Source organism: Mesorhizobium japonicum MAFF 303099 (assembly GCF_000009625.1).
GTDB classification, from domain to species: domain Bacteria; phylum Pseudomonadota; class Alphaproteobacteria; order Rhizobiales; family Rhizobiaceae; genus Mesorhizobium; species Mesorhizobium japonicum.
The window spans coordinates 6,321,601-6,346,784 of record NC_002678.2 but is presented as its reverse complement, the minus strand read 5'-3'; the positions used below and the strand labels follow the sequence as shown (position 1 = coordinate 6,346,784).

General features: G+C 62.8%; 27 protein-coding genes. 16 read left to right on the top strand and 11 right to left on the bottom strand.

The features are described from left to right. The 8 genes from MAFF_RS31245 to MAFF_RS31210 all read left to right on the top strand — a co-directional run bounded on the left by MAFF_RS31245 (nt 1) and on the right by MAFF_RS31210 (nt 8,543). Nucleotides 1–1,089, top strand: a complete 1,089-nt coding sequence (locus MAFF_RS31245; protein WP_010915029.1) for a phosphotriesterase family protein — start codon at nt 1–3, stop codon at nt 1,087–1,089. 33 nt (nt 1,090–1,122) lie between these two features. Beyond that, entirely contained in the window at nt 1,123–1,893 is a 771-nt protein-coding gene (locus tag MAFF_RS31240; protein WP_010915028.1) for a glutamine amidotransferase, read from the top strand. A gap of 2 nt (nt 1,894–1,895) precedes the next feature. Beyond that, nucleotides 1,896–2,807: a ribokinase gene (locus MAFF_RS31235; protein ID WP_010915027.1), complete on the top strand. Its 912-nt coding sequence runs from the start codon at nt 1,896–1,898 to the stop codon at nt 2,805–2,807. After that, complete coding sequence (locus MAFF_RS31230; protein ID WP_010915026.1) at nt 2,804–3,652, top strand: BtpA/SgcQ family protein; 849 nt, start codon at nt 2,804–2,806, stop codon at nt 3,650–3,652. The genes MAFF_RS31235 and MAFF_RS31230 overlap by 4 nt, the downstream gene beginning before the upstream one ends. Beyond that, nucleotides 3,649–4,893: a Zn-dependent hydrolase gene (locus MAFF_RS31225; RefSeq protein WP_010915025.1), complete on the top strand. Its 1,245-nt coding sequence runs from the start codon at nt 3,649–3,651 to the stop codon at nt 4,891–4,893. Before MAFF_RS31230 ends, MAFF_RS31225 begins: the two co-directional genes overlap by 4 nt. Before the next feature lie 238 nt (nt 4,894–5,131). Next, the gene (locus tag MAFF_RS31220; RefSeq protein WP_010915024.1) at nt 5,132–7,285 is read left to right on the top strand and encodes a transglycosylase domain-containing protein; all 2,154 of its coding nucleotides are present in this window, start codon (nt 5,132–5,134) and stop codon (nt 7,283–7,285) included. A 111-nt stretch (nt 7,286–7,396) separates the two neighbouring features. Next, on the top strand, nt 7,397–7,981 hold the full coding sequence (locus MAFF_RS31215) for a DUF1214 domain-containing protein (RefSeq protein WP_010915023.1): 585 nt from the start codon (nt 7,397–7,399) through the stop codon (nt 7,979–7,981). Then, entirely contained in the window at nt 7,974–8,543 is a 570-nt protein-coding gene (locus MAFF_RS31210; protein ID WP_010915022.1) for a DUF1254 domain-containing protein, read from the top strand. The genes MAFF_RS31215 and MAFF_RS31210 overlap by 8 nt, the downstream gene beginning before the upstream one ends. Nucleotides 8,544–8,598: 55 nt before the next feature. Here the strand turns inward: MAFF_RS31210 and MAFF_RS31205 are convergent, their stop codons facing one another. Then, entirely contained in the window at nt 8,599–8,784 is a 186-nt protein-coding gene (locus tag MAFF_RS31205) for a hypothetical protein (RefSeq protein WP_056563609.1), read from the bottom strand. Between the two features lie 189 nt (nt 8,785–8,973). Here MAFF_RS31205 and MAFF_RS31200 point away from each other — a divergent pair, with 189 nt between their 5' ends. Further along, nucleotides 8,974–10,008 (top strand): hypothetical protein, encoded by a 1,035-nt coding sequence (locus tag MAFF_RS31200; RefSeq protein WP_010915020.1) that lies wholly within the window; start codon nt 8,974–8,976, stop codon nt 10,006–10,008. On the opposite strand, the gene MAFF_RS31195 is transcribed toward MAFF_RS31200, so the two are convergent. The 3 genes from MAFF_RS31195 to MAFF_RS31185 form a co-directional block, all read right to left on the bottom strand. Continuing rightward, entirely contained in the window at nt 9,986–10,333 is a 348-nt protein-coding gene (locus tag MAFF_RS31195; protein WP_010915019.1) for a DUF1491 family protein, read from the bottom strand. The two genes, MAFF_RS31200 and MAFF_RS31195, sit on opposite strands and share 23 nt — an antisense overlap. 209 nt (nt 10,334–10,542) lie before the next feature. Beyond that, nucleotides 10,543–11,355 (bottom strand): peptidoglycan-binding domain-containing protein, encoded by an 813-nt coding sequence (locus MAFF_RS31190; protein ID WP_010915018.1) that lies wholly within the window; start codon nt 11,353–11,355, stop codon nt 10,543–10,545. After that, nucleotides 11,330–13,093, bottom strand: coding sequence for a sensor histidine kinase (locus MAFF_RS31185; RefSeq protein WP_044551557.1), 1,764 nt, complete (start codon nt 13,091–13,093; stop codon nt 11,330–11,332). The genes MAFF_RS31190 and MAFF_RS31185 overlap by 26 nt, the downstream gene beginning before the upstream one ends. Before the next feature lie 533 nt (nt 13,094–13,626). On the opposite strand from MAFF_RS31185, the gene MAFF_RS31180 reads away from it, so the two are divergent. Then, a complete protein-coding gene (locus tag MAFF_RS31180; RefSeq protein WP_010915016.1) occupies nt 13,627–13,977 on the top strand; it encodes a DUF5330 domain-containing protein in 351 nt (116 codons plus the stop codon). A gap of 100 nt (nt 13,978–14,077) precedes the next feature. Further along, nucleotides 14,078–14,506: a SufE family protein gene (locus MAFF_RS31175; protein WP_010915015.1), complete on the top strand. Its 429-nt coding sequence runs from the start codon at nt 14,078–14,080 to the stop codon at nt 14,504–14,506. 89 nt (nt 14,507–14,595) lie between these two features. On the opposite strand, the gene MAFF_RS31170 is transcribed toward MAFF_RS31175, so the two are convergent. Both MAFF_RS31170 and MAFF_RS31165 read right to left on the bottom strand, forming a co-directional pair. Further along, nucleotides 14,596–15,021, bottom strand: coding sequence for a MucR family transcriptional regulator (locus MAFF_RS31170; RefSeq protein ID WP_010915014.1), 426 nt, complete (start codon nt 15,019–15,021; stop codon nt 14,596–14,598). A 447-nt stretch (nt 15,022–15,468) separates the two neighbouring features. Further along, a complete protein-coding gene (locus MAFF_RS31165) occupies nt 15,469–15,837 on the bottom strand; it encodes a hypothetical protein (RefSeq protein ID WP_080512131.1) in 369 nt (122 codons plus the stop codon). Between the two features lie 116 nt (nt 15,838–15,953). On the opposite strand from MAFF_RS31165, the gene MAFF_RS31160 reads away from it, so the two are divergent. The 3 genes from MAFF_RS31160 to MAFF_RS31150 all read left to right on the top strand — a co-directional run bounded on the left by MAFF_RS31160 (nt 15,954) and on the right by MAFF_RS31150 (nt 19,240). Further along, nucleotides 15,954–18,077: a S9 family peptidase gene (locus tag MAFF_RS31160; protein ID WP_010915012.1), complete on the top strand. Its 2,124-nt coding sequence runs from the start codon at nt 15,954–15,956 to the stop codon at nt 18,075–18,077. Then, entirely contained in the window at nt 18,074–18,700 is a 627-nt protein-coding gene (locus MAFF_RS31155) for a LysE family translocator (protein ID WP_010915011.1), read from the top strand. The genes MAFF_RS31160 and MAFF_RS31155 overlap by 4 nt, the downstream gene beginning before the upstream one ends. A 150-nt stretch (nt 18,701–18,850) precedes the next feature. Further along, entirely contained in the window at nt 18,851–19,240 is a 390-nt protein-coding gene (locus tag MAFF_RS31150; protein ID WP_032929445.1) for an SET domain-containing protein, read from the top strand. A 7-nt stretch (nt 19,241–19,247) separates the two neighbouring features. Here MAFF_RS31150 and MAFF_RS31145 read toward each other — a convergent pair whose 3' ends face one another. The 4 genes from MAFF_RS31145 to MAFF_RS31130 all read right to left on the bottom strand — a co-directional run bounded on the left by MAFF_RS31145 (nt 19,248) and on the right by MAFF_RS31130 (nt 22,456). Next, nucleotides 19,248–20,195 carry a cytochrome c gene (locus MAFF_RS31145; protein WP_010915009.1) on the bottom strand — a complete coding sequence of 316 codons (948 nt, stop codon included), beginning with the start codon at nt 20,193–20,195 and terminating at the stop codon, nt 19,248–19,250. Nucleotides 20,196–20,204: 9 nt separating this feature from the next. Continuing rightward, complete coding sequence (locus MAFF_RS31140) at nt 20,205–20,642, bottom strand: c-type cytochrome (protein WP_032929443.1); 438 nt, start codon at nt 20,640–20,642, stop codon at nt 20,205–20,207. Between the two features lie 159 nt (nt 20,643–20,801). Continuing rightward, on the bottom strand, nt 20,802–21,401 hold the full coding sequence (locus MAFF_RS31135; protein ID WP_010915007.1) for a superoxide dismutase: 600 nt from the start codon (nt 21,399–21,401) through the stop codon (nt 20,802–20,804). 176 nt (nt 21,402–21,577) lie between these two features. Continuing rightward, nucleotides 21,578–22,456: a branched-chain amino acid aminotransferase gene (locus MAFF_RS31130; RefSeq protein WP_010915006.1), complete on the bottom strand. Its 879-nt coding sequence runs from the start codon at nt 22,454–22,456 to the stop codon at nt 21,578–21,580. 154 nt (nt 22,457–22,610) lie between these two features. Here MAFF_RS31130 and MAFF_RS31125 point away from each other — a divergent pair, with 154 nt between their 5' ends. Further along, nucleotides 22,611–23,270, top strand: a complete 660-nt coding sequence (locus MAFF_RS31125; protein WP_010915005.1) for a haloacid dehalogenase type II — start codon at nt 22,611–22,613, stop codon at nt 23,268–23,270. 175 nt (nt 23,271–23,445) lie between these two features. After that, the gene (locus MAFF_RS31120) at nt 23,446–24,279 is read left to right on the top strand and encodes a L,D-transpeptidase (protein WP_010915004.1); all 834 of its coding nucleotides are present in this window, start codon (nt 23,446–23,448) and stop codon (nt 24,277–24,279) included. Nucleotides 24,280–24,364: 85 nt separating this feature from the next. Here the strand turns inward: MAFF_RS31120 and MAFF_RS31115 are convergent, their stop codons facing one another. Further along, complete coding sequence (locus MAFF_RS31115; RefSeq protein ID WP_010915003.1) at nt 24,365–25,177, bottom strand: 3-methyl-2-oxobutanoate hydroxymethyltransferase; 813 nt, start codon at nt 25,175–25,177, stop codon at nt 24,365–24,367. Between the last annotated feature and the right edge of the window lie 7 nt (nt 25,178–25,184).

Genomic DNA, 25,184 nt, shown 5'->3' with positions numbered 1-25,184 from the left:
ATGGATCATTTGTTCGACAACAGGCCAAGGCAAAGAGTGCCGATCGGTGTTCGCTCCGGGACCGTGATGACCGTTACCGGCCCGGTCGCGATCGCCGACATGGGCGTGACGCTGATGCACGAGCATATCCTGCTCGATGGCTCGACATCCTGGAAATGCCCCTGCCATCCCGACGACAGGAAGATCGCCGAGCAGCCGGTCAGCATGGAGATCATCGGCGAATTGCGGATGAACCCCTACATGAACCGCGACAATGTCTCGCTCGACGACAGCGACCTGGCGCTTTCCGAGCTCGCCAGGTACCGGGCGCTGGGCGGCCATACGGTTGTCGACGCGACCAATATCGGCATCGGCCGCGATCCGGTGAAGCTGGCACGTATTGCCCGCGCCTCCGGATTGCGCATCGTCATGGGCACGGGCTTCTATCTGCAGCACACCCATCCGGACTGGCTGAAGGCGATGGACGTCGATGCCGCTACGGAATTTCTCGTCAACGATGTCGGCGGCGGCTCGACGCAGCCCGAAATCATGGCCGGCATCATCGGCGAAGTCGGCATCAGCAAGGATTTCACCGAAGAGGAACGCAAATCACTGCGGGCTTCAGCGCGCGCGGCCAGGATCACCGGCGTCCCGCTGACCATCCACCTGCCCGGCTGGGAACGGCTGGCGCATGACGTGCTCGACGTGGTCGAAGCCGAAGGCGCGGATCTGAGACATACGATCCTTTGCCATATGAATCCGAGCCACAATGACCTTGCCTACCAGAGAAGCCTCGCCGCGCGTGGCGCCTTCCTGGAATACGACATGATCGGCATGGATTTCTATTATGCCGACCAGGATGCGCAATCGCCTTCCGACGAGCAGAACGCGCAGGCGATCCGTTCGTTGATCGACATGGGGCTGGTCGACAGGATCCTGCTGTCGCAGGACGTCTTCCTGAAGATCATGCTGACGCGCTTCGGCGGCTTCGGCTACGGCTTCATCCTCAAACATTTCGTGCCAAGGCTGAAACGCCATGGTGTCGAGCAATCGGCAATCGACCGCATGCTCATCGACAACCCAAAGACCGTGTTCGCCGCGAGCCTCTGAGCTGCCGGCCACAGCAAAAAACAGGGAGTTTACATGTCCAGGAAGAAAGTTCTTCTCGCCGGCGAGTCCTGGGTTTCGACCGCGACCCACATCAAGGGCTTCGACCAGTTTCCGACCGTGACCTATCACACCGGCGCCGATGAACTGCTGGCGGCGCTGAAGGATGGTCCGTTCGATGTCACCTTCATGCCGGCGCACGAGGCGCAGCGGAATTTTCCCCAGACCATGGAGACGCTTTCGGCCTATGACGCCGTGGTGCTTTCCGATCTCGGCGCCAACACGCTGTTGCTTCACCCCGACACCTGGGTTCACTCCAAGCCGACGCCGAACCGGCTGCGGCTGCTGCGCGACTATGTCGGCAATGGCGGCGGTCTGCTGATGTTCGGCGGCTATTACAGCTTCCAGGGCATCAACGGCGGCGCACGCTACCACAAGACGCCGGTCGAGGACGTTCTGCCGGTGACCTGCCTGCCGGTGGACGATCGCGTCGAGGTGCCCGAGGGCTATGCGCCGGTCGTTGTCGGCCCTCAGAGCCATCCGATCCTGAAGGGCCTGGGCAAGGATTGGCCGATCCTGCTCGGCTTCAACGAGGTCATGGTCAAGGAGGGCGCCGAAGTCCTCGCCACCGTGTCCTCCGACTACCATTCCATGCCGCTGCTGGTGACCGGCAAGTATGGCAAGGGCCGCACCGTCGCCTGGACATCGGATGTCGGGCCGCACTGGCTGCCGCCGGGTTTCATCGCCTGGATTGGCTACAAGACGCTGTTCGAACAGATGCTGGGCTGGGCGACAGCCAGGGATTAGCCATGCGCGTCCATGTCGTCGGCAATGTCTGCGTCGATACGACGTTTCAGCTGGGCCGCTTTCCGCGGCCTGGCGAGACGTTGAACGCGTCCAGTCATGTTGACGGACTTGGCGGCAAAGGGGCGAACCAGGCAGTGGCCGCCGCCCGCACCGGAGCCGATGTCTGTTTCCGCGCGGCGATCGGCGACGATACCGCCGGCCTTTGGATACGAGAACGGCTGAGCCGCGACCTCGACGCCAGCCATCTGACGGTGCTGGCGCTGCCCAGCGACCGGTCGACGATCATCGTCGATGTGCGGGGCGAAAACCTCATCGTCACCGGCGCCAGCTGCGCCGCCGCCTTCGATCCACTGGCCGACGGCGGTTTCGCGACGTCGATCGAACACGGCGACATCGTGGTGATGCAAGGCAATCTTCTTCCCGATGTGACGACATCCTGCCTGCAAGCGGCGCGCAGCGCGGGCGCCATGACGATCCTCAATCCGAGTCCGCTCGCGGTCGGTTCGACACCGTGTATGGACGCCGTCAGCCTCGCTGTCGTCAACGCAGGCGAAGCAGAGCAACTGACCGGAACCGGCGATGCAGCCTCGGCGGCCCGCGAATTGATCCGTCAAGGCACGGAGGGCACGATCGTGACGCTTGGCGCGGCCGGCTGCCTGGTTGCCGACCGCGAAGGACGGATCGACCGGTTCGCGGCGCCCAAGGTGGACGTGGTGGACACCAGCGGCGCGGGCGATGTCTTTTGCGGCTGCCTCGCAGGCTTCCTTGCGGCTGGCATCAGCCTCGCCGCGGCAGCGCGGATCGCTGTACGAGCCGCGGCCATTTCGGTCGGGCGCCCCGGCACGCTCGGCTCCTGCCCCGACAGGCAGGAGATGAAGATACTCATGGAAACGACGGAAGCGGAAACCGCATGACAAAATCCCCCAACTCCATCGGCTCCAAGCAGGTCGCCGATGACGCGCTGCAGTCGATCTTCGGCCGAAAGAAAGTGGTGATCGGCGTCGTTCATCTGGCGCCCCTGCCGGGCGCGCCGCGCTACGATGGCGAGGCGGTCGAGGCCATCTACCAGCGCGGCCTCGACGATGCCAAAGCCTATCTCGATGGCGGTTGCGACGGCGTGATCGTCGAGAACCATGGCGACGTGCCGTTCGCCAAGCCGGACGATATCGGCCCTGAAACTTCCGCCTACATGTCCGTCGTCTCCGATCGCATCCGCAGGGAAATCGGCCGGCCGATCGGCATCAACGTGCTCGCCAATGCCTCCATCCCCGCGCTGTCGATCGCCAGCGCCTCGGGTGCCTCCTTCGTGCGCGTCAATCAGTGGGCGAACGCCTATGTCGCCAATGAGGGCTTTATCGAAGGCGAGGCGGCGCGTGCCATGCGCTTCCGCGCGAGGCTTCGCGCCAACGGCATCCGCATCTTCGCCGATGCCCATGTCAAGCATGGCGCCCATGCGATCGTCGGCGACCGGCCGGTCGAGGAACAGGTCAAGGACCTGGTGTTCTTCGATGCCGATGCGGTGATCGCCACCGGCCAACGCACCGGCCACGCCGCCGACCTCGGCTACATCAGGATGATCAAAGACGCGGCCGGGCTGCCGACGCTTGTTGGCAGCGGCGTGACGCCCGAAAATGCCAACGACATTCTCGACATCGTTGACGGCGTCATCGTCGCCAGCTCGCTGAAACATGATGGCGTCTGGTGGAACCAAGTCGATCCACTGCGGGTGAAGGCCTTCATCAGTGGCCTCAAGCGATGAGTTTGACGCCTCGGATTGACGGCGACAGACTGCTCGGGCGGCTTGATGCTTTCGCTGGGATCGGGGCGACACCAGCCGGCGGTGTCAACCGGCAGGCGTTCAGCGTCGAGGATCGCAAGGCCCGGCGCCTGCTAGCGGAGCTGGCGCTGGGGCGCGGCTTCACGGTCTTTCAGGACGGTATCGCGAACCTCTTCATTCGCCGCGAGGGTACGGATGCCACGCTGCCGCCACTTCTGATCGGCAGCCATCTCGACAGCCAGCCGACAGGCGGGCGCTTCGACGGTGCGCTCGGCACGCTTTCCGCCTTCGAGGTGCTCGAGGCGCTGGAGGACGCGCAGGCTGAAACCCGGATGCCGGTCGAGGTCGTCGCCTGGGCCAATGAAGAGGGCAGCCGCTTCGCGCCAGGCGTCATGGGCTCCATGGCCTTCACAGGCGCGGATACCGCCGCGTGGGAATCCATTGTCGGCGCCGACGGTGCGCTCCTCGCAGCCGAGCTGGAGGCGACGATCACCGCCTTGCCGGAGGCTGCCCTTCGTCCAACCGGCATGCCCATATCAGGCTATATCGAGCTGCATATCGAACAGGGGCCATCACTGGAAAAGCAGCAGTTGCCGATCGGTGTCGTGACCGCCGTCCAGGGTACGCGCTGGCTGGAAGTCTCCATCCAGGGCACTGCCGGTCATGCGGGCACGACAGACCTTGCCTACCGCAGGGACCCGATGGTCGCCGCGATTTCCGCGATACACAGGCTGCAAACGACAATCATGCCGCTCGACAGCAGCGCGCGGCTGACGGTGGGCCGGATCGCCGCCAGGCCGGGATCGATCAACGCCATACCGCAATCGGTGGCCTTCACCGTCGATATCAGGCATCCGCGGGCAGAGCAGCTCGATGTCATAGAGGCCGAGGTCCGCCAGGTCTGCGCGGCGGAAGCAGAGGCCCAGCATTGCACGGCAATGATCAAGCGATCGTTCGATATGCCCGGGGCGGCCTTCTCGCCCGATATGGTCAAAACCGTCGAGGAGGCCGCCAGCTCCCTGGGGCTTGCGCACAAGCAGATGATATCGGGCGCTTTCCATGATGCGCTGTTCCTCGCCCGCGTCGCGCCTGCCGCAATGATCTTCGTGCCGTGCCGTGACGGGCTTAGCCACAACGAGGCGGAGTATGTGGAACCTGGCGACGCAGTGATCGGCGCACACGTTCTGCTGCGGACGGCCATCATGGCCGCCTCGCCGCGATGACCATTCATTGCACCCGTCTCTGACAGGCTGATCGCAGTCAGCCGACCAAGCGCGGTTTCGAGGTGGCGACCGTCGCCAACCATGGTTGCCCCTGCCCTCTCGTCGACAAACCTTGCAGCTGTGTCCTCGCAGCCCTTGTGGGCACCCATAAAATGGATGAATAGTCACGACAGGGCGCTGCCCTGAAATTGCCGGCTTGCGGTTTTCAGGTCACGCCACAGCCGAGCCGGGTTTTTGAATGGTCAGCCCTGAACCGCGCAAGAGAAGAGGTCCGATCGCGTCGCGCCTTCTGGCGCTGGACGCCTGGATCGATTCCTCGCTCTACGAGATCGGGTTCAAGGCGCGGCAGTTCTGGGAAGCGGCGACGATCTTCTCGCGGCGCTTTCGGCTCAAGGGCTGGCGGCGCGGCATCATCGAGATTTTGAGCGAAACTTTCACGCTCGGCGCCGGCGGCATCGTGGTGATGCTGGCGCTGGCCATCCCGGCGTTCCAGGATACGGCCGGTGACTGGCGCGCCCAGGGCGATTTCGCCGTTACCTTCCTCGACCGCTATGGCAACGAGATCGGCCAGCGCGGCATCATCCAGCGCGATTCCGTGCCGGTCGACGAGATGCCCGATCACGTCATCAAGGCGGTACTGGCCACCGAGGACCGGCGTTTCTTCGACCACTACGGCATCGACGTGCTCGGCCTGTCACGCGCGATCTTCGAGAATGTGCGGGCGAACTCGGTCGTCCAGGGTGGCTCGAGCATCACTCAGCAATTGGCCAAGAACCTGTTCCTGACCAATGAGCGCACCTTCGAGCGCAAGATCAAGGAAGCCTTCCTGTCGCTGTGGCTCGAAGCCAATCTGTCGAAGAAGGAAATCCTGCAGCTGTATCTCGACCGCGCCTATATGGGCGGCGGCACGTTCGGCATCGAGGCGGCGGCGGACTTCTATTTCGGCAAGAGCGTCAAGGATCTTAATCTCGCCGAGGCGGCGATGCTGGCCGGCCTGTTCAAGGCGCCGACCAAATACGCCCCCCACATCAACCTGCCGGCGGCACGCGCCCGCGCCAATGTGGTGTTGTCGAACCTCGTCGATTCCGGCTTCATGACCGAAGGCCAGGTGCTGCAGGCAAGGCTGCATCCGGCCGACGTCGTCGATCGCGGCGAACAGAAAAGCCCCGACTATTTCCTCGACTGGGCCTTCGACGAGGTCAAGAAGATCGCCAAGCCGGGCCAGCATTCGCTGGTTGCCCACACTACCTTCGACGCCAACATCCAGAAGGCGGCGGAAGAGTCCGTCGAGTTCCATCTGCGCCAGTTCGGCAAGGAGTACAACGTCACCGAAGGTGCCGTGGTGGTCATCGAGACCAATGGCGCGGTGCGGGCGATCGTCGGCGGCCGCGACTACGGCGCCAGCCAGTTCAACCGCGCCACCAAGGCGCTGCGTCAGACCGGTTCCTCCTTCAAGCCCTATGTCTACGCCACGGCGATGGAGCACGGCTTTACGCCCAACTCAATCATTTCCGGCGGGCCAATCAGCTGGGGCAACTGGTCACCGCACAATTATAGCGGCGAGTCGGCTGGCAACATCACGCTGATCATGGCGATGGCCAAGTCGATCAACACCGTGCCGGTGCGGCTGGCCAAGGACCATCTCGGCATCGCGCCGATCAAGGCGATGGCCGAGGCGATGGGCGTTGAATCGCCGCTCGAGTCGCACAAGACGATGGTGCTCGGCACTTCGGGCATGACCGTGATGGACCAGGCGACGGGCTACAGCGTGTTCGCCCAGAACGGCTTTGTCGGCTCCCGGCACGGCATCACCCAGCTCGTCACCCGCACCGGCGACGTGGTGTATGACTGGACCAAGGACGCGACGCCGCCGCACCGGGTGCTGTCCGAGCAGGCACTGAAATCCATGAACACCATGCTGGCGGCCGTGCCGGTGATGGGCACGGCGCGGCGCGCGCAAATTCCCAACATCGTCGTCGCTGGCAAAACCGGCACGACGCAATCCTACCGTGATGCCTGGTTCGTCGGCTTCACCGGCAACTACACGGCAGCCGTGTGGCTGGGCAACGACGATTTCACCCCGACCAAGAACATGACGGGCGGCTCGCTGCCGGCGATGGTGTGGCAGCGCCTGATGGTCTACGCGCACCAGAACATCGACCTGAAGCCGATCCCCGGCATCGACAAACCTTTCGTCGACGAGGATATCGCGGCCAAGGCCGCTGAAGCGCAGAAGAAGAGCGAGGATGAAGCCGCGGCCGACGCGGCAGCCGAACGCCCGGCGGTGCTGTCCAGCCGAACCACGCAGACGCTGAGGGACATGACGCAGCTGTTCCAGTCCGCCCCTAAACTCGACGCCGCCGCCTCGCCCGAAACGCTCTCGGCGCTGTGACTTCGGCCTCGGCGCGGACCAAGCCAACAGGCAAATCCATCACGCTCGCTTGCCACAAGGCCCCGCGCCGCGATATCCCCGAACGGCAATCCTTCGCGCACGCGGCCCTTCATGCTCAAGAACGCCTTCCTGATGCTGCTTTCGCTTGCCATAGCCATTGGCGGCGGCGGCGCCAGCGTCTGGTATGCGCTGAAGATCCAGGACGGCGTCAGCGCTATCCGTATCGGCCAATGGACGGCCTTCCCCGACATCGGCACACCGGCGGCCGACCCCTACTCGAAGGCGCGCGTGGCGCGCGAGGGCGTGCTTGCGCTCGGCCGCGCAGAGGGCCTGTCCTTCGTCGCCGAAAATGACGCTGCCGGCGACCAACTCAAGCGGGAATGCAGCTACAGGATAGAGGGCGGATTCCCGACCGCCCGCTTCTGGACGCTCTACGCCGCAGACCAATCGCTCGGCGTCGTCGAAACCGGCAAGCCGCGGCTTGCAGCACTTCAGTCCTACGAGGTGCTGCGCCGGGCCGACAATTCGGTGACCATCTCGGTCGGCCATCACCCCATGCCCGGCAACTGGCTGCTGACCGACGGTTCTGGGCGGATGTATTTCGTCCTGACCTTCTACGACACGCCGATCGCCAGCAGCACCGGCCTGTCGGACGTCTCGCTGCCCAGGATCGTGAAGGCCGGCTGCGATGCGTAATGTCCTGGCCACGCTACGCCGTCTTTTCCACGCCGTGCTGCTCGGCCTGGTGGGTGCCGGCATCGTGCACATCGTTGTGCTGCTTCTGGTGCCGGAATTTTCGGAGCGCGACGCCTGGTCACGACTGTCCATGGCATCCGATCTCTACCGGATGAACCGGCTCGATGCCGAGGCGGGCGGCGCGCCGGTGGTGAAATCGGTCGACCCGCTGTTTTATGCCACGGCCTGCCGGTTCGACCTCGAGGAAGGCATGGTCCGCATCAAGGCGCCGGGGAACGTCCCCTTCTGGTCGGTGTCGGTCTATGACCGCAACGGCCACAACATCTATTCCTTCAACGACCATACGGCGACCGGCGGCAAGCTTGATGCCGTGGTGCTGACGCCGGCGCAGATGATCGACGTGCGCAAGGATTTGCCGGAGGGCCTGCAGGGGGCGATCTTCGTCGAAGCGCCGATCGACGAGGGTATCTTCGTCATCCGCAGCTTCGTGCCGGACGACAGCTGGAAGCCGATCGTGTCGCGCTTTCTCGATCAAAGCTCCTGCGAGCTGCAGGATTTCTAGCTCAGAGCTCCTGAGCTGACGGCCTGATGGACCAGGCCAAAGGCTTCAGCAAGGCTCAGTGATGCGGCACCGGCGTCCGCGGCGATCCCGGCTTGTCAGGCCCAGCGGGCCGCGCTTCGCCGGTGCTGGACCGCTCATAGCGGATGCCGGGAAAGATGATCACCGCCGCCGGTATTTCGGTGGTTTGCTTGGCTCGATTGGTCGGTGCCGCACGCGGCACGAAAGACAGTACCATGCCCATGATTCGCGCATTCCTCTCGGTTTCCCCGGAGCACAACGCAACGCCTCCAAATATCATTAAGGCCGGCAGAGGGTTAACGGAGCGCTAACGGATCGCCGCTAACTTGATCTTTGTTCTTGGCAATCGCGAAACCGACATGGTCCCGGTTGAGCATGACCCAGGCTGTGTATCGAGTATCGGGTATCGTTCGTGTCATCTTCGGACTTCAGGCAAATCGCGATACGGACGGAATCGGGCAAGGCCGAAAGGCTGTTCCGCGCCGCGGTGTCGGCATTCTGCTCGCTGACCCGCCCGTCGCGCCGCGAGATCGGCCAGCTCGAAGACCTGACGCTGCCGCTGTTCGACGATGTGTCTGTCGAATCGCGACGCTATGTGGCCGCCGCCCTTTCGGAATGCGAATATGCCCCCGCAGCACTCGTGCGGCGCCTCTGCGAGGAACCGGTCGACATTGCCGCGCCGCTGCTGATCCGTTCGCGCGCCGTCAGCGATATCGACCTCATCGCGCTGATCGGCCGGCACGGGCTGCCGCATGCGCGCGCCATAGCGCGCCGCAAGGACCTGAACCCGACCATCGCCGATCTGATCCGGGCGCTCGAACGGCCGACACTGGTGCGGGTGCGGGAACCAGACGTGCAAGCCCCCACGGCACCAGCCGTCGCAGTCGTCACTGCGGAGGCGGCCGAACACAGCGCGACAGAGCAACAATCTCCAGGCATTGCCGCCGAGAATGCGCGGCGCAGGCTGCGCTCCATGATGCGCACCGGTGACGAAGCATCGGCGGCGAAGGTCGATGCGTTTCCCGGCTCGGAAACCTATGTCAAACTGCGCGAGACGGCGTTGACGGGAAACGCCGCCTTCTTCCAGACCGCGCTTGCGGACGCGCTCGACATTGATTTCTCGACCGCGCGCTCGCTAACTGCCAGCCAGAACTATGCATCATTGCTCGCGGCGCTGCGCTCGCTCGACTTCAGCGAAGACAGGGCCTTCCTGATCACGGTCGCGATCTACCCCAGCCTGTTCCCGCACCCGCAGGCCATCCGCACCTATCTCGACCGCTACCGCCTGCTGCATCGCGATGTGGCTCTGGACCGGGTGCGGGGATGGAAGGCCGAGGCACTCTCCAGGATGGTTCGTGACGCGTCGCCCGCAAACAGCGACAGCCGCAAGGCGTCGAACAGTGACGAGGCCTCAGCCCTCGCCCTCAGGGCGTCTTCACGGAAATAAGCTCCTCGACGGGAACGGTACCGGCCTCGATCTCGACCACCCAGATGTCGGGATCAAATTTCTTTTCCTTTTCCAGACGGGCATCGAGCACGGCCGGATCGTCGCCGGCGGCGAGAAGGCTGAAGAAACGGTCGTCTGGCTTGGCTGAATCGTAACTTGTCTGCGGCGCCGGCCCGTAGAGGGCGACGTCACCCAGCCTGCCCCGCGTCAGCACGAAAACAGCACCGGCCTCGGTCGCGCCACGGTTGACCACTGCGGCAAATCCGCCAGCGCCGAAAACGCGGCGCACCAAGGCAGAAACCCACAGATCCGATGTGACGCGCATAAGAAAGCTCCGAAAGCGTGCGGGCTATCTAAAGCAGATGGCCGTTTCAAGGAAACGGCCATCTGCTCTAACTCTTTGTTTTTGACGCAATTCCCTAGGGAAAGCGCTACGCGCTTTTCCCGGGAAAACCGCTCACACTTTCCCTGGAATTGCTTGCCGATAATTCCGCCGCTCGGCGAGCCGTCGTTTATGGCCTCGTTGGTCGGACCTCAATTGGTCAGACCGATCTCGCGCATCTTGACGTAGACGATCTCGTCGGGCTCGCCGGTCTGCGGCAGGCCGAACAGCGACTGGAATTCCTTGATAGCCGCCTTGGTGCGCGCGCCGACGACACCATCCAGCTGCATGTCATCGTTGCCGAACGCCTTGAGCCCGGCCTGGATCTTGACGATGCGGGGGTCGGGTCCCTGGATCGGGGCGGCATCCGTCTGCCCGGCATTCGCCTGCCCGGAATTTGTCTGCCCAGACTTTGTCTGCAGGGACACCGGAACGGCAGCCTGCGTATCCGGGCGCGGCTGCGGCTTGGGCACGGAGGCGGTCTTCGGTGTTGCGCCAAGCTGATCGAGCAACAGGGCATCGATCTCGCCGGAAGCGTTGAGCCCGACCTTCTGCTGGTAGGCCTGTATGGCCTTGCGCGTGTTGGGGCCGGAAATGCCGTCGACCGTGCCGGAATAGAAGTCGAGGTCCTTCAATATGCCTTGCACCTGCTCGACCACCGGATCGCCCTTCATCGGTGCAGGGGCCGCATTGGGCCGCACGATGTTGATCGTGGTCTCCGGTTCGTCGGAGGCAGTGTGCGGAAAGCCCTGGAAATTGCGGGTGGCGAAGAACGCCCCTGCATGCGGGAAAGGCTGATACCACAGCGCATTCGCCGAGACATAGAACAGCGTCACCAGGAATGCCGTCGATCCGCCTACCAGCACGGGGTTGCGCGAAATCATCCCGCCGACGGCCATGGCGCCATCCTGGAAGGCGTTGCTGCGGCGTTTGACCGCCTTAGGCTGTTTTGCGGAGCGAGCCATTTCTGTCCCCTTTCGCCCTCGTCACCGGCATCGTCAGCACCCCTGCCTCGTTCGCCGGGCGCCCCTTCGGCCCGTTGACCGGCAGGCTGATGGTCACCGTGGTGCCCTCGCCCGGCATGCTTTCGATCGACATGGTGCCTTCATGCAGCGCCACCAGCCCCTTCACCAGTGACAGGCCAAGACCGGTCCCCTCGAAACGGCGCGTATAGTCGTTCTGGATCTGCGTGAAGGGCTTGCCGAGATTGGCGAAATCCTCCTCGGCAATGCCGATGCCGGTGTCCCTGACCCAGAAATGCAGGCGCGAACCGATCCGCTTGGCGCCAACGACGACATCGCCGCCGTCGGGCGTGAACTTGATCGCATTGGAGACGAGATTGATCAGCATCTGCTGCACGGCGCGGCGATCGGCATTGATGTCGCCGGCGTCGGGAGCGATCTGCGTCTGCAGGTCGATGTTCTTGGCCTGCGCCTGCAGCCGCATCATCGACTGGCACATGTCGACGGCTTCCATGAACCGGAACGGCTCCGGGTCCGCCGTGTAGGCGCCCGATTCGATCCTCGATACGTCGAGTATGGATGTCACGACCGCCAGAAGATGCTGCCCTGAATCACGCACCAGGGTGACATATTCCTTCTGGCGCGGGTCCTTGAAGGCGCCGAACATCTCGTGCAGCAGCATGTCCGAGAAGCCGATGATGGCGTTCAGCGGCGTGCGCAGCTCATGGCTGACCACCGCCAGGAACCGGCCCTTGGCCACTTCCGCGGCTGCCGCCGTCTCATTGGCCTGCGCCAGTTCCTCACGCAGCCGGGCAGTCTCGTCATTCTCGCGCAGCACCAGCGTGAAGACGTCGCTCTGCTCCTCGCCACGCAGCAGTTCGAGCAGGAACGGCCGGTAATTGTCGGCCATCAAGCGACTGTCACTTTGGCGCGTATCATTCTGGCCGTTGCCGTTCTGGGGCAGCCTGACGCGCAATTCGAGGCGGCGCGAGGCAGCACCATCGCGCATATCGGCCAGCGCGCTGAGATAGGAGACACGGTCCGACAGATGGACACGGTCGAAGAAGCCGGTTCCGGAAAGGAGTTCCGGCGGCAATTTCAAAAGCGTGCGTGCCTTGTCGGACGCATCGAGCACCTCGCCATGGCGGGCGACGCGCAGGATTACCGCATCGATGATGTCTTCCAGCCGACCGCCGGCATCCAGCGTATCGGTGGCGCCGGCGCTATCGCCAACCGCCGACAGGCGCGGGATCAGCGTCAGCGCCCAGGCCAGCGGCACCAGCCAATGCCAGGCCGCGATCTGCGCGCCCGCGAAGGGCAAGAAGGCCGCGGCCAGAGGCTGAAGGGCAATGGCGGCAATGGCCGAGACCGCTCCCCACAGGGCCGCGCGCCGCGAAGCGCCGATCCACCAGGCTTCGAAGGGCAGCGCCACGGCAAGCACGGCGACGGGAGAGCTCAACCCGCCGGCAGCGGCGATCAGACCGCCAAGGGCAACAGCCGCCATTGCAAGGGCAACCGGTGCCGCCGCGGCCATCTTGCCGGTAGCCGCCACCAGCAAGGCGACGAACCAGCACAGGCCGAAGGCGGCGAAGATGGCGGCCATGGTCACAGCGGCGCCCATGCCCGATGTGACCAGCGTGACCGCGGCACCGGCGGCGAAGAATGGCGCTGCCAGCATGACGCCGATGAAACGGCGTTGGCGCTCGCGGCCGCTCTGCCCGAGAATGGAAGGATGGACCATACGTTCGCAACCGGCGGCAATCGCGCCAGGCAATTCAGCGTATCTGGCCTTGATCGGCATCAACTCAACGCACTCGCACTCGTCGTGAACAGCTCTGCTTTTGCAGATTGTTTTGATTGGCTCCGAAACTCTCATCCAGCGTTTAAGGAATGGATAAGGCAGAGCCGACCAAAGCCCGGCCCGTGGCAAATATCGGGATCGCGGCGGTCGAAAACCCGGGCAAATGCCGCCATAGTAAATGGAGGGTTATCTGCGAACGCCTGCCGTCGGCGGATCGTGGACGGTGGTAGAGCCGTCCGAATTCCAGAAAATCGCAATGGAAACAGCAGGATAGATGGTTATCAAGAGGTGACGAAAATCGTCCCGATATGAAACAAATCCAAGGCAAAACGCTTCATTTCGAATTTGCCTAAAATTTGAGGAAAATTGTCGCTGTGCGTGCAAGCCGTCCTTTGTGCCTGTGTGCCAACATCCTGCCCATAAAAGAGGTCATGCCATATGATGCATGATCCGGTCACGACGAGAGGCAAGGCATGTTCTTCCTGATAAGAATGGCTTTCTGGTTTTCACTGGTGCTTTTGGCGCTGCCGCTGAGTGTCGGTTCCGACGAGCCGGGGCAGGAAAGCGTCGGGCCTATCCAGGCCCTTTTCGCGGCACGCGACGCGGTTGGCGACATTGCCGGCATCTGCGAGCGCAAGCCCGATGTCTGTGAGACCGGCAAATCGGCGATGCACACCATCACCGCGCGCGCCAAGGAAACCGCCAAGATTGCGGCCGCCATGCTGGACGACAAGTCCGCCAGCCCCGATACCTCGACAATGACGGGCAGCGTGGCGGAAGAGATCGTTCTGCCCGAGACCGTCAACCTGCCGGTCAAGAATTAAGCCGTCTCGACGGCGCACCGCGGGCCGTCTGCCCTCTCGACGCCTGCGGTGTCCTTGTTTTTTCCGTGACGCGGGGCCGCCGCGTGACTATATCCGGGTCATGACGACCACGATCCAGACGATCCGCGACGACTTCTCCTTCCTTGACGAATGGGAGGACCGCTATCGCTACGTCATCGAGCTCGGCGAGGCGCTGCCTCCCTTACCCGATAAGGAGCGCAACGCCGCCAACAAGGTGCCGGGTTGCGTCAGCCAGGTCTGGCTGACCACCGAGCGGGGGCCAGGCAGCGATCCGGTCATCACGTTCACGGGGGATTCGGACGCTCATATCGTGCGCGGGCTGGTCGCCATCATGCTGGCGCTGTTTTCCGGACGGACCGCCAGCGAAATCCAGAAAACCGATGCGGAAGCGACACTGAAGGCACTCGGCCTGGATGAGCACCTGTCGCCACAGCGCGCCAATGGCCTTCGCTCGATGGTCAAGCGCATCAAGCGCGATGCCGAGATGGCACTCAAGCAGACCGCCTGACACCCTCCAGCCAGCCGGCAATCCTGTTCTCAAAATCAAACGGCGCCCGAAGGCGCCGTCGACGTCGGTTCGACCTGACGGAACAGCGATTACCGCGCCTTGCGCTTGCGGCCAAGGCCCATCTTCTTGGCGAGCTGCGAACGGGCTGCCGCATAGTTCGGAGCAACCATCGGATAGCTCGGGTCGAGATTCCACTTTTCGCGATACTGGTCCGGCGTCAGATCATAGTGGGTCATCAGGTGACGCTTGAGCGACTTGAACTTCTTGCCGTCCTCAAGACAGACAATGTAGTCGTCATGAACCGAGCGCTTCGGGTTGACAGCCGGCTTCTGCTTGTCGGCAGGAGGCTGTTCGGCGGTTCCGCCCACACGCCCGAGAGCGGCATGGACATCCGATATGAGGTTCGGCAATTCGCCGACCGGCACGGGGTTGTTGCTGACATAGGCAGCCACCACATCAGCGGTCAGCTCGATCAGCGCATCGTTGTTTCTGGAAGGTGTTTCGACAATATCCATGGTCTTCAGGCCCCAACAAGAGTTACGTCGACATGCGCCCTTTTTTACAGGCAGGGCATCGCACGAATTTTGAGCAGGTAGAGTTTCTACGATTCGTGTCGCGGGCACATCAATGCGACCATAGGGCAAGTAAGTCAATTCACCCTTTGCATTATATTTACGAAATATGATCAACTATTCGCCAATCAGCTTCAATCTTTCGTGCATCATGTAATTTTTCGATATTTCGCCCGCCAAACCGCCATTGCCTGACGTAACGTCAGCTGATCGTTACATTCGCGATAACTCACAAAGCGACTTTCAATGCTCTGGTTTGCTTTTGCCAGGGCGCCGTCAATCTTGGTTGTTCATATCTGTCCACAAAACCGCAGGTTGCCACTCACCTTTTCGCAGACTACCAGGCGGTATGTGCCGCCGGCCGCATCACGATCAATCGACGACCGTCGATCAATACGGGGTGATGTACTTGCCATAGGCGCAGTTGGTGATGAAAGCGCCGTTCTTGGCCGGGTCGTGCGAGACTTCGCACCAGCGATAGCGAACCGTCTGCTGTTGCTTCCATGCCGGCTTATTAGTGATGTCGAGCAGGTTTACGCCGCCGGTGCATCGTCCTGTCATCTGAAGGACGGTCCCGTTGGGGTATGCAGCCTGCTTCTGGGAGGTGCCGGACGGATATTGGCGCACGTTGAGCGTGTCACCGAACGGCACATTGGCCACTTGCCAAGCCGCGAATACGGCCGCATGAGACTGGCCGGCAAAGACCAGAGTCAGCGAAGCAACGGCGAACGTCGCAGCGAGCCGAGATCGAATAGTCATCATCTTTCCCCCCGGCCCACCTCATGGAGCCGACACCACCCCTAGGTTACGGTCCTTGAACCCACCCTGATCGGCGTGTTCATTCATCCTTCAAGATAGTTCCCAAGCGAGACGCAATGACCAAGACTTCCCGATTTCCGATCGTCAGCCCGCCGACACCGCAGAAGCGGCCGGTTTACGAGACGCATCACGGCATCACGCGAACCGACGAATATGCCTGGCTGCGGGCCGACAACTGGCAAGAGATGTTTCGGGACCCCTCCCTGCTCGATGCAGGGATCCGCGCCGAACTCGAAGCCGAGAATGCCTACCAGTCGAAGCTGATGGCCGATACTTCAGACCTGCGGAAGCAGCTTTTCAAGGAGATGAAGGGCCGCATCAAGGAAGACGATTCTTCCGTTCCGATGAAGGACGGGCCCTATGCCTATGGGTCTTCCTTCAAGCTTGGCGGCGAGCAGCCGCGCTATTTCCGCTTGCCGCGCGAGGGCGGAACCGAGCAGATCCTGCTCGACGGCGACCTCGAGGCGGAAGGCAAGGCCTATTTCCGGCTCGGCGGTGTCGACCATTCGGCCGATCACCGCAAGCTGTTGTGGGCATTCGACGACAAGGGTTCCGAGTTCTACACGTTGCGCGTGCGCGACCTTGCCGATGGCAAGGAACTGGCGGACCAGATTCCCGCGACAGGCGGGTCGGGCGTTTGGGACGCAGGCAATGACGGTTTCTTCTACACCCGCCTCGATCCCAACCACCGCCCGTCCAAGGTGCTGTTCCACGCGCTTGGACAAGACCCTGGAACCGACCGCCTGATCTATGAGGAAACCGATCCCGGCTTCTTCATGAATGTCGACGGCACCCGCGACAACCAATGGATCATGATCGGCATCAACGATCACGAGACTTCGGAATATCGCCTGTTGAGCGCCAGCGATCCGTTTGCCGAACCCAAGGTTGTTTCGGCGCGCGAGACCGGCCTTCAGTATGAGCTGGAGGAAGGCGGCGACGTCTTCTTCATCCTGACCAATGCGGACGGCGCCAAGGACTTCAAGATCATGACGGCGCCGGCAAGCGATCCGGTCCGCGCCAACTGGCGGGAGCTGGTACCGCACGAGCCGGGCCGGCTGATCCTGTCGGTGATCGGCTTCAAGGACCATATGGTCCGGCTCGAGCGCAAGGAGGGCCTGCCGCGCATCGTCGTGCGCGACCGTATCACTGGCGAAGAGCATCTCCTGTCTCTCGATGAGGAGGCTTTCTCGCTCGGCCTGTCTGGTTCCTATGAATACGACACCGAGATCATGCGCTTTTCCTATTCGTCGATGACGACGCCGGCGCAGGTGTTCGACTACAATATGCGCACCCGCGAACGTGCGCTGCTCAAGACCCAGGAGGTGCCATCCGGCCACGATGCGGACCATTATGTCACCAGGCGGCTGATGGCGCCGGCCGCCGATGGCGAGCTGGTGCCGATCTCGCTTCTGCACCATCGAGACACGCCGCTCGACGGATCAGCCCCTTGCCTGCTCTACGGCTACGGCTCCTACGGCATCACAGTGCCGGCGGCCTTCAACACCAACTGCCTGTCTCTGGTCGACCGCGGCTTCGTCTACGCCATCGCCCATGTCCGCGGCGGCAAGGACAAGGGCTATGGCTGGTACGATGACGGCAAGCGGGCGCACAAGATGAACACGTTTACGGATTTCATCGCCTGTGCGCGCCATCTCGTTGCCGAGCGCTATAGCGCGCATGACCGCATAGTCGCGCAAGGCGGCTCGGCCGGCGGCATGCTGATGGGCGCCATCGCCAACATGGCGCCCGACTGTTTTGGCGGCATCGTCGCCGAGGTTCCCTTCGTCGACGTGCTCACCACCATGCTCGACGCGACCTTGCCGCTGACGCCGCCGGAATGGCCGGAATGGGGCAATCCGATCGCGTCCGCCGATGACTACCGCACCATCGCCGCCTACTCGCCTTACGACAATGTCGCGGCCCTCGACTATCCGCCGATCCTGGCGCTCGCCGGCCTCACCGATCCGCGCGTCACCTATTGGGAACCGGCCAAATGGGTGGCGCGGCTGCGCGACCGCAAGAGCGGCGACAATCCGGTGCTGTTCAAGATCAACATGGATTCCGGTCATGCCGGGGCCTCCGGCCGGTTTTCAAGGCTGGAGGAGATCGCCTATACCTATTCCTTCGCGCTGAAGGTTACAGGCAAGGCGCAGCTTATCGAGGAGACCCTCCGATGATCGATTTGTCGACATCGATCGCCTATACCGCCGTCGTGCTCGGCTTTGTCTTTATTCCAGGTCCGGCCACGCTGCTGACGATCGCTCGGGCAACGAGTTCGGGAACGAAGGTCGGGATCGCGACCGGCGCCGGGATCGCGGCCGGCGACATTTTTCACACTGTCATGGCGATACTCGGCATCTCGGCGATCATCGCCACCTCGGCGACGCTGTTCAGCATCGTAAAATATATCGGTGCGGCCTACCTCGTTTACCTCGGCATTCGCGCCATCATCGAGAAAACGCCGGCCGATCCCTCTGCCGGCGCGCTTGCGATCTCCGCCGGCAAGGCGTTTCGGCAGGCCGTCCTGACCGAAGTGCTCAACCCCAAGACCGCACTGTTTTTCCTAGCATTCCTGCCTCAGTTCGTACGGCCCGAAAACGGAACGGTGATGCTTCAATTGGCCGTGCTGGGAATTGTCTTCGTCGTGCTCGGCCTTTTCAGCACGGTCGTCTTTGCCGTGAGCGCCGGTCGCCTCGGCTCTTTCCTGCGCCGAAATCCGACCGTGCTGAAATGGCAGGGCAAGGTTGTCGGCGGCATCTACTGTGCCTTGGGCGTGCGCCTGGCCTTGCAGCAACGCTGAGGCTCCGGACAGCACGTTCACTTTTGGGTTCAGCGATCATGACTTTTTGAATTCCGCATTGCTTATTTCCCCTCGCAATTGCGATGGTCGCGCGTTACCCCTGCACGACTTTCCCGGGCGATGAAGCCCGCACGCGCACAAGGGTCCATTATGCTGCTCGTCGACGTCTATCTCGACAAATCGCCGATCCAGGGCATTGGCGTCTTTGCCAAGCACCACATCCCCATGGGCACGCTGATCTGGAAGCTCGACCCCCGCTTCGACCGGATCATCGACGTCGAGACCTATGAGGGCGAGAGCGGGCCGGTGAAGAACTATCTCGACCGCTATTCCTACCCGGACCGGCGCGATCCGGCCTACATCGTCTTCGAAGCCGACGACGCCCGCTACATGAACCATGACGACGAGCCGAATTGCGATGTCTCGTCGCCAGAGGAAACCTATGCCTTGCGCGACATCGCGCCCGGCGAGGAACTGACCTGCAACTACAATCATTTCTTCGAGGCAGGCTTCGATTTCCTCGGCGACCGGCACCTCTAGTCGACAATCAGCTCGCCGGCTTACGCGCCGGATAACCGTTGGGATGCGGCGGTACCGCCTTGAGATAGGCGGCGATCGAGGCCCGATCCTCCGGTGTCAGCGCGGCCATGTTGCGCTGCACGTCGACCATCGCGCCCCCGACGGAATCGAAATTGGGCGTGAAGCCGGTTTCGAGATAGTTGGCTATGTCGGCTTCCGACCAGTTGGCGAGGCCGCCCTTGCCCGATGTGATGTTCGGCACAATTCCACTGCCCTCGGCGGCCACGGCACCTGCCAGCCACTCGCTTTTCTTGGTGCCGCCTGCGAAGTCGCGCGGGCTGTGGCATTCACCGCAATGGCCGGGCCCTTCGACCAGATAGCGGCCGGCCATGACCGGCTCAGGCTCGCCATCGGCCAGCGCAACAACAGGCTGGTCGCTGAGATAAAGCCGTTTCCACAGGCCGATGCCGCGACGGATGTTGAAGGGGAAACCGAGCGAATTGTCCGGCGCCTTGCCGGCGACGGCGGGCAGCGTCTTCAGGAAGGCATAGAGGTCGGCAATGTCCGAAGGCTTCATGCGGGCATAGGACGCATAGGGAAAGGCCGGGTAGAAATGCTCGCCGGACGGCGAAACGCCCTTGAGCATGGCGTTGGCAAGATCCTCGACCGACCACGCACCGATGCCATCTTTAGGGTCTTGCGAAATGTTGGGCGGAACAAAGGTGCCGAACGGCGTCTTGAGCTGGAGACCACCGACCAGTTGAAGCCGCGCATCGCCCTGCGAACCCGGCTTCGCGTGGCAGGAGGTGCAGCCGCCGGCATAGAAAATGCGCTTGCCCTTAGTCGCGTCGCCCGGCCCGAGTTGCGCCAGGGCCGTCGCGTCCAGCTTGGCCGGTGCCGACAGGACCCAGCCGGCGACCGCGCCGACACCGCCCAGGACGACGACGGCGCCGACGAGTTTTTTTAGCCAGGGCATCGCCGGCTATCAGCCTTTTTTCACCCTGTAGGTCTGGTGACAGGTGCCGCAATCGCCGCCGAGGGTGTTGATCTGCCCCTTCAGGGCATCAACGTCGCCGGGAGCAGCAGCGGTGGCGGCCTTGACGTCGGCGAGATATTTGTCCTCGGTAGCCTTGAAGCCGGCCATGTCTTCCCAGATCTTCGGCCCCGCCGTGGTGTCGCCGGCATCGCTGCCGGCAGGGAACAACGCATCGACGTCGAGCTTCTCGGCATTCGCCTGCAACGCCTGGAGTTGTGTCAGCACGGCCGCGGCATCAAAGGGATCCTCGCCCTTGGCGACCTTCGCCAACCCGCCGACGATCTTTCCGCGTTCCTTCATCAGAGCCTGCCGGTCGAGGATCGGATCGGCAAAGGCCGCCGAACCGGCGAAGGCGAGCATTGAGATGGCGATGACAAGCTTTCTCATTCATTTGGCTCCGTGATGAAGGTATTTGGGACACGACGTTAACGGACGCGGCCGACGGAATATTCCCTCTGCTCGGATGGTTTTTTCCGGGCCTTCGCAGCCACTGATCGATACGGAAAAAGAAAGGCCCCGGATTGCCGGGGCCTTTCTGATTGTCGATCACTTTGCCTTTTCGTAGAGCTCCAGCACATGATCCCAGTTGATCAGGCTGTCGACGAAGGCCTCGAGATATTTCGGGCGGGCGTTGCGGTAGTCGATGTAATAGGAGTGTTCCCAGACGTCGACGCCGAGGATCGGTGAGGCGCCATGAACGAGCGGATTTTCGCCGTTCGGGGTCTTCGAGATCGCCAGCTTGCCGTCCTTGACGGACACCCAGGCCCAGCCCGAACCGAACTGCGTCGTGCCGGCGGCGACAAAATCAGCCTTGAACTTGTCGTAGCCGCCCAGATCGCTGTCGAAAGCCTTCTGCAGCGCGGCCGGCAGCTTGTTGCCGCCGCCGCCCTTCTTCATCCACTTCCAGAAATGGATGTGATTGTAGTGCTGCGCGGCATTGTTGAAGAGACCGGCATTCTTGCCGAACGACTGCTTGACCACCTCTTCGACCGACAGATCACCCATTCCGGCCTCGGCAGCCAGCTTGTTGCCATTGTCGACATAGGCCTTGTGATGCTTGTCGTGGTGATATTCCAGCGTCTCTTTCGACATGTAAGGCTGCAAGGCCTCATAGTCGTAGGGCAGAGCGGGCAATTCAAAAGCCATGGGTAGTACTCCCTCGTGGAAAAATCCGGTGCGGATACCGGATTAAGATAGGACTGGATTGAGCTGGAACAACTCCGGAATGAAGCGCCGGTCCCCTTTCTAGGCGGGTTCCGGAAAACTGTCACACGGTTTTCCTGCGGCGAAGCGCGCAGCGACAAAAAGGCCGGACCGGCGCGTCAGCCGGCCGACGCCGAATGCGCCCAATCCCAATAAAGCTCGCGCGCCTTTTTGGCCACCGGGCCGGGTTGCAGATTGCGATCCTCGATGCGGGTGATCGGCACCACCTTGGAATGGTTGCCGGTCGAGAATATTTCGTCCGCTTCGAGGAAATCGCGCACCGACAGCGTCTTTTCCGTCGTCTTGAATCCGTACTCGCCCAGCAACGTCATCGTGCGCGAGCGTGTGATCCCGGACAGGAAGGTGCCGTTCGGCGCCGGGGTCAGCACGTGGCCATCCTTGACCAGGAAGATGTTGGAGCTTCCGGTCTCGGCGACATTACCCAGCATGTCCAAAACCAAAGCATTGTCGAAGCCGCGCATCTTGGCTTCGAGGATGGCGCGGCCATTGTTGGGATAGAGGCACCCAGCCTTGGCGTTGGTCGGCATGGTCTCGATCGTCGGGCGCCGGAACGGCGACATCGTCACCGAAAACCCGGTCGGCGAGATCATCGGCGATTCATAGAGGCAAAGGCAAAAACGGGTCGAAGCGGGATCGGCGGGCACGCCCATGTAGCCACCATGCTCGGCCCAGTACATCGGCCTGATATAGACCGCCGTCTTGCCGTCAAATTTCTTCAATCCGTCCCAGGTCAGCCCGACGATCTGTTCGGGAGACATGTTCGGCTTGAGGCCGAGCGCGATCGCCGAGGCGTTCACACGCCTGGCATGCAGGTCGAGGTCGGGCGCCACGCCCTCGAACCAGCGCGCCCCGTCGAACACGCTGGTACCGAGCCACATGGCATGGCTGCGCGGACCCAGAATGGCGACATTGCCTTCGTACCAGTCGCCATCGACGAAAGTCCAAGTCGCGGATTGCGCCGCTGCCGCCAGTGTCATCGCGTTGTCCCGTTCCGATCAATCTTGTGTGACGACATTGGATGATGCTTTGGCCGTTGCCGTCAACGGGCATGGGGCAGTTTTGTTGAGGCCAGCGGCGGCGCGATGCAATCAAGGCTTGCACCTTGCCCCGCCTCGCCTCAAAACTGTCGCCATGCAATACGCTGCCTATGTTTTCGATGCCTACGGCACGCTGTTCGACGTGCATGCCGCCGTGCGCCGGCATGCCGACCGGATCGGACCTGACGGCCAGTTGCTGTCCGAAATCTGGCGCGCCAAGCAGCTCGAATATTCCTGGGTGCGCTCGCTGATGGGCTCCTATGCCGATTTCTGGCAGCTGACCGAACAGGCGCTCGACTTCGCCTTGCGCAAGGTCCCCTCCGCCGATCCCGGCCTCAGGACAAAACTGCTGGAAGCCTACTGGCGGTTGGACTGCTACCCGGAGGTACCGGCCGTGCTGAAGGCGCTCAAGGCCTCTGGAGCCAGGCTGGCGCTCCTCTCCAACGGCTCGCCCGAAATGCTGGAAGCGGCGGTCAAATCCGCCGCGCTCGACCAGGTTCTGGACGACATCTACTCGGTCGATACGGTGCGGCGCTTCAAGACCGATCCGGCGGTCTACGACATGGTGGCCACTGGCTGGCGCCTCTATCCCGGCGCGGTGTCCTTCCAGTCCTCCAATCGCTGGGACATTGCCGGCGCCACCAAATTCGGCTTCCGCACGGTGTGGATCAACCGTTCCAACCAGCCCGAGGAGTACCGGGACTTTCCGCCAGCCCTGATCCTGCCGACCCTCGAATCGCTGGTCACCGCCTGAGCTGTCGAGCTGTGGCCCTGGCGCCACAGTGGCGGCGCAGTCACAGCTTCGCCTTTGTTTGTCCACGTTCGGGCCAGAATCGGAACCGCCTATCGCCCCAGGTGTTGTCAGGCACCTGCAACGGTCGTCGGCATATTGACGCTTTGTTGCGACTTGAGTCTTAAAGAAGGCAGTCATGTCCATAACCGAAATCGAATCCTATCGCCTGAGCCGTCGCGGCTTCCTCAATGCCGCAGCATTGGGCGCCGCATCGATCGCGGTTTCCGCATGCGCCACCACTGGACCGGGCCCTGTCGAGCCGCCGCCGCCGCCAACCTATGTCGAGCCGCCGCTCGCCGACTATGCGTCGATGTACGCGGCCGTCAGCGATGGCGGCTTCGACCTGCCGGCCATCCCCTTCGACAGGATCGATCCACAGTTCCTGCGCCAGATCGTTCCCGACCCGACCGGGCAGAAGCCGGGAACGATCATCGTCGATACGACGGGCCATTTCCTCTATCTGGTTCGTCCGGGCGGCCAGGCCATCCGCTACGGCGTCGGTCTCGGCCGGGCCGGCTTCGAATGGTCGGGCGATGCCGTCGTGCAGTGGAAGCAGAAATGGCCGAAATGGACGCCGCCGGATGAAATGATCGCCAGGCAGCCGGAATTGAAGCCATATAGCGCCGACAATGGCGGCATGCCCGGCGGGCTGAAGAACCCGCTCGGCGCCCGCGCGCTCTATCTCTTCCAGGGCAATGTGGACACGCTCTATCGCCTGCACGGCTCGCCGGAATGGAAGTCGATCGGCAAATCGGTGTCGTCGGGCTGCGTGCGCCTGATGAACCAGGACATCATCGACCTCTACGACCGCGTGCCCTCGAAAACCCCCGTCATCGTGACCAGCGACGCCAGCCAGCCGATGGCGGCGGCAGCGACGGCGAACCACAAGGCCATCCCGATCGACGCCGGCGTGCCGGACGGATCGGTGCTGCTCGGCCCGGTCAAGGCGGTGACGAACGCGATCTTCTGAGTTTGTCGAAGAGCGGCGGACAGCCGTCGCTCCTGCCACGCCTGTCGGTGCCCGCAGCCTAGAACGATTTCGGGGGCGGGATCCGTCAGAGGCCAAGCGGGGCCCTGAAGGCCGCGAGCTCTTCGTCGGCGATCGAGACGACGTGCTGCGGCTCGGGATAGGTGCCGGTCTTCACGTCGGAGATGAACTCGCGATAGGCGGCGATGCGCTCGCGCTGCAGTCGCTCAAGCTCGGCGGCGAAGTTGCGGTAGGTCTTGGCGTGGCGTGGCTTGTGGCCTGAGGTGTGGCCGAGTACGTCCTCGCTGAATAAATACTGCGCATCGGCATGCGGTCCGGCGCCCATGCCAAGCATGATCATCGGCGTGCTTCTGGTGATCAGTTCGGCGATCCGGTCCGGCACCACTTCCAGCTCGGCGCCGAAGCAGCCGATGGTTTCAAGGCGCTTGACGTGGTCCCACACCGCACGCGCGCTCTCGGCCGTCCTGCCGACGGCCTTGAAACCGCCGGTCCAGGTGCATTGCGAAGGGATCAGGCCGACATGGGCGACGACCGGCACGGCGTTGTCGCACAGCGTCTTCTGGATATCGAGCGAGGCGGCGCAGTAGAAGCAGTCGCCGCCGATGCGCATGAAGTGGTAGGCGGTCTTCAGATAGTCCTCCGCCGTAACCAGATTGCCGGCGGGGCCGTAGGGAAGCCCGACCTGTACGAAGCAGCGGCCGGCAGCCTCGCGCATCTCGGGCGAGAAGAAGCGGCCCTCGATCGAAAGCATGTCGACGCCGGCCGCGTCCGCAGCCGCCGCCTCTTCGAGCGAAGTGACGTAGAGCATGGAGAACTTCTGTCCGCGGCCCTTCATGGCGCGGATGTCGGCGACGGTGGGCCGGGTATTTTTGCTGACCATTTTGTTC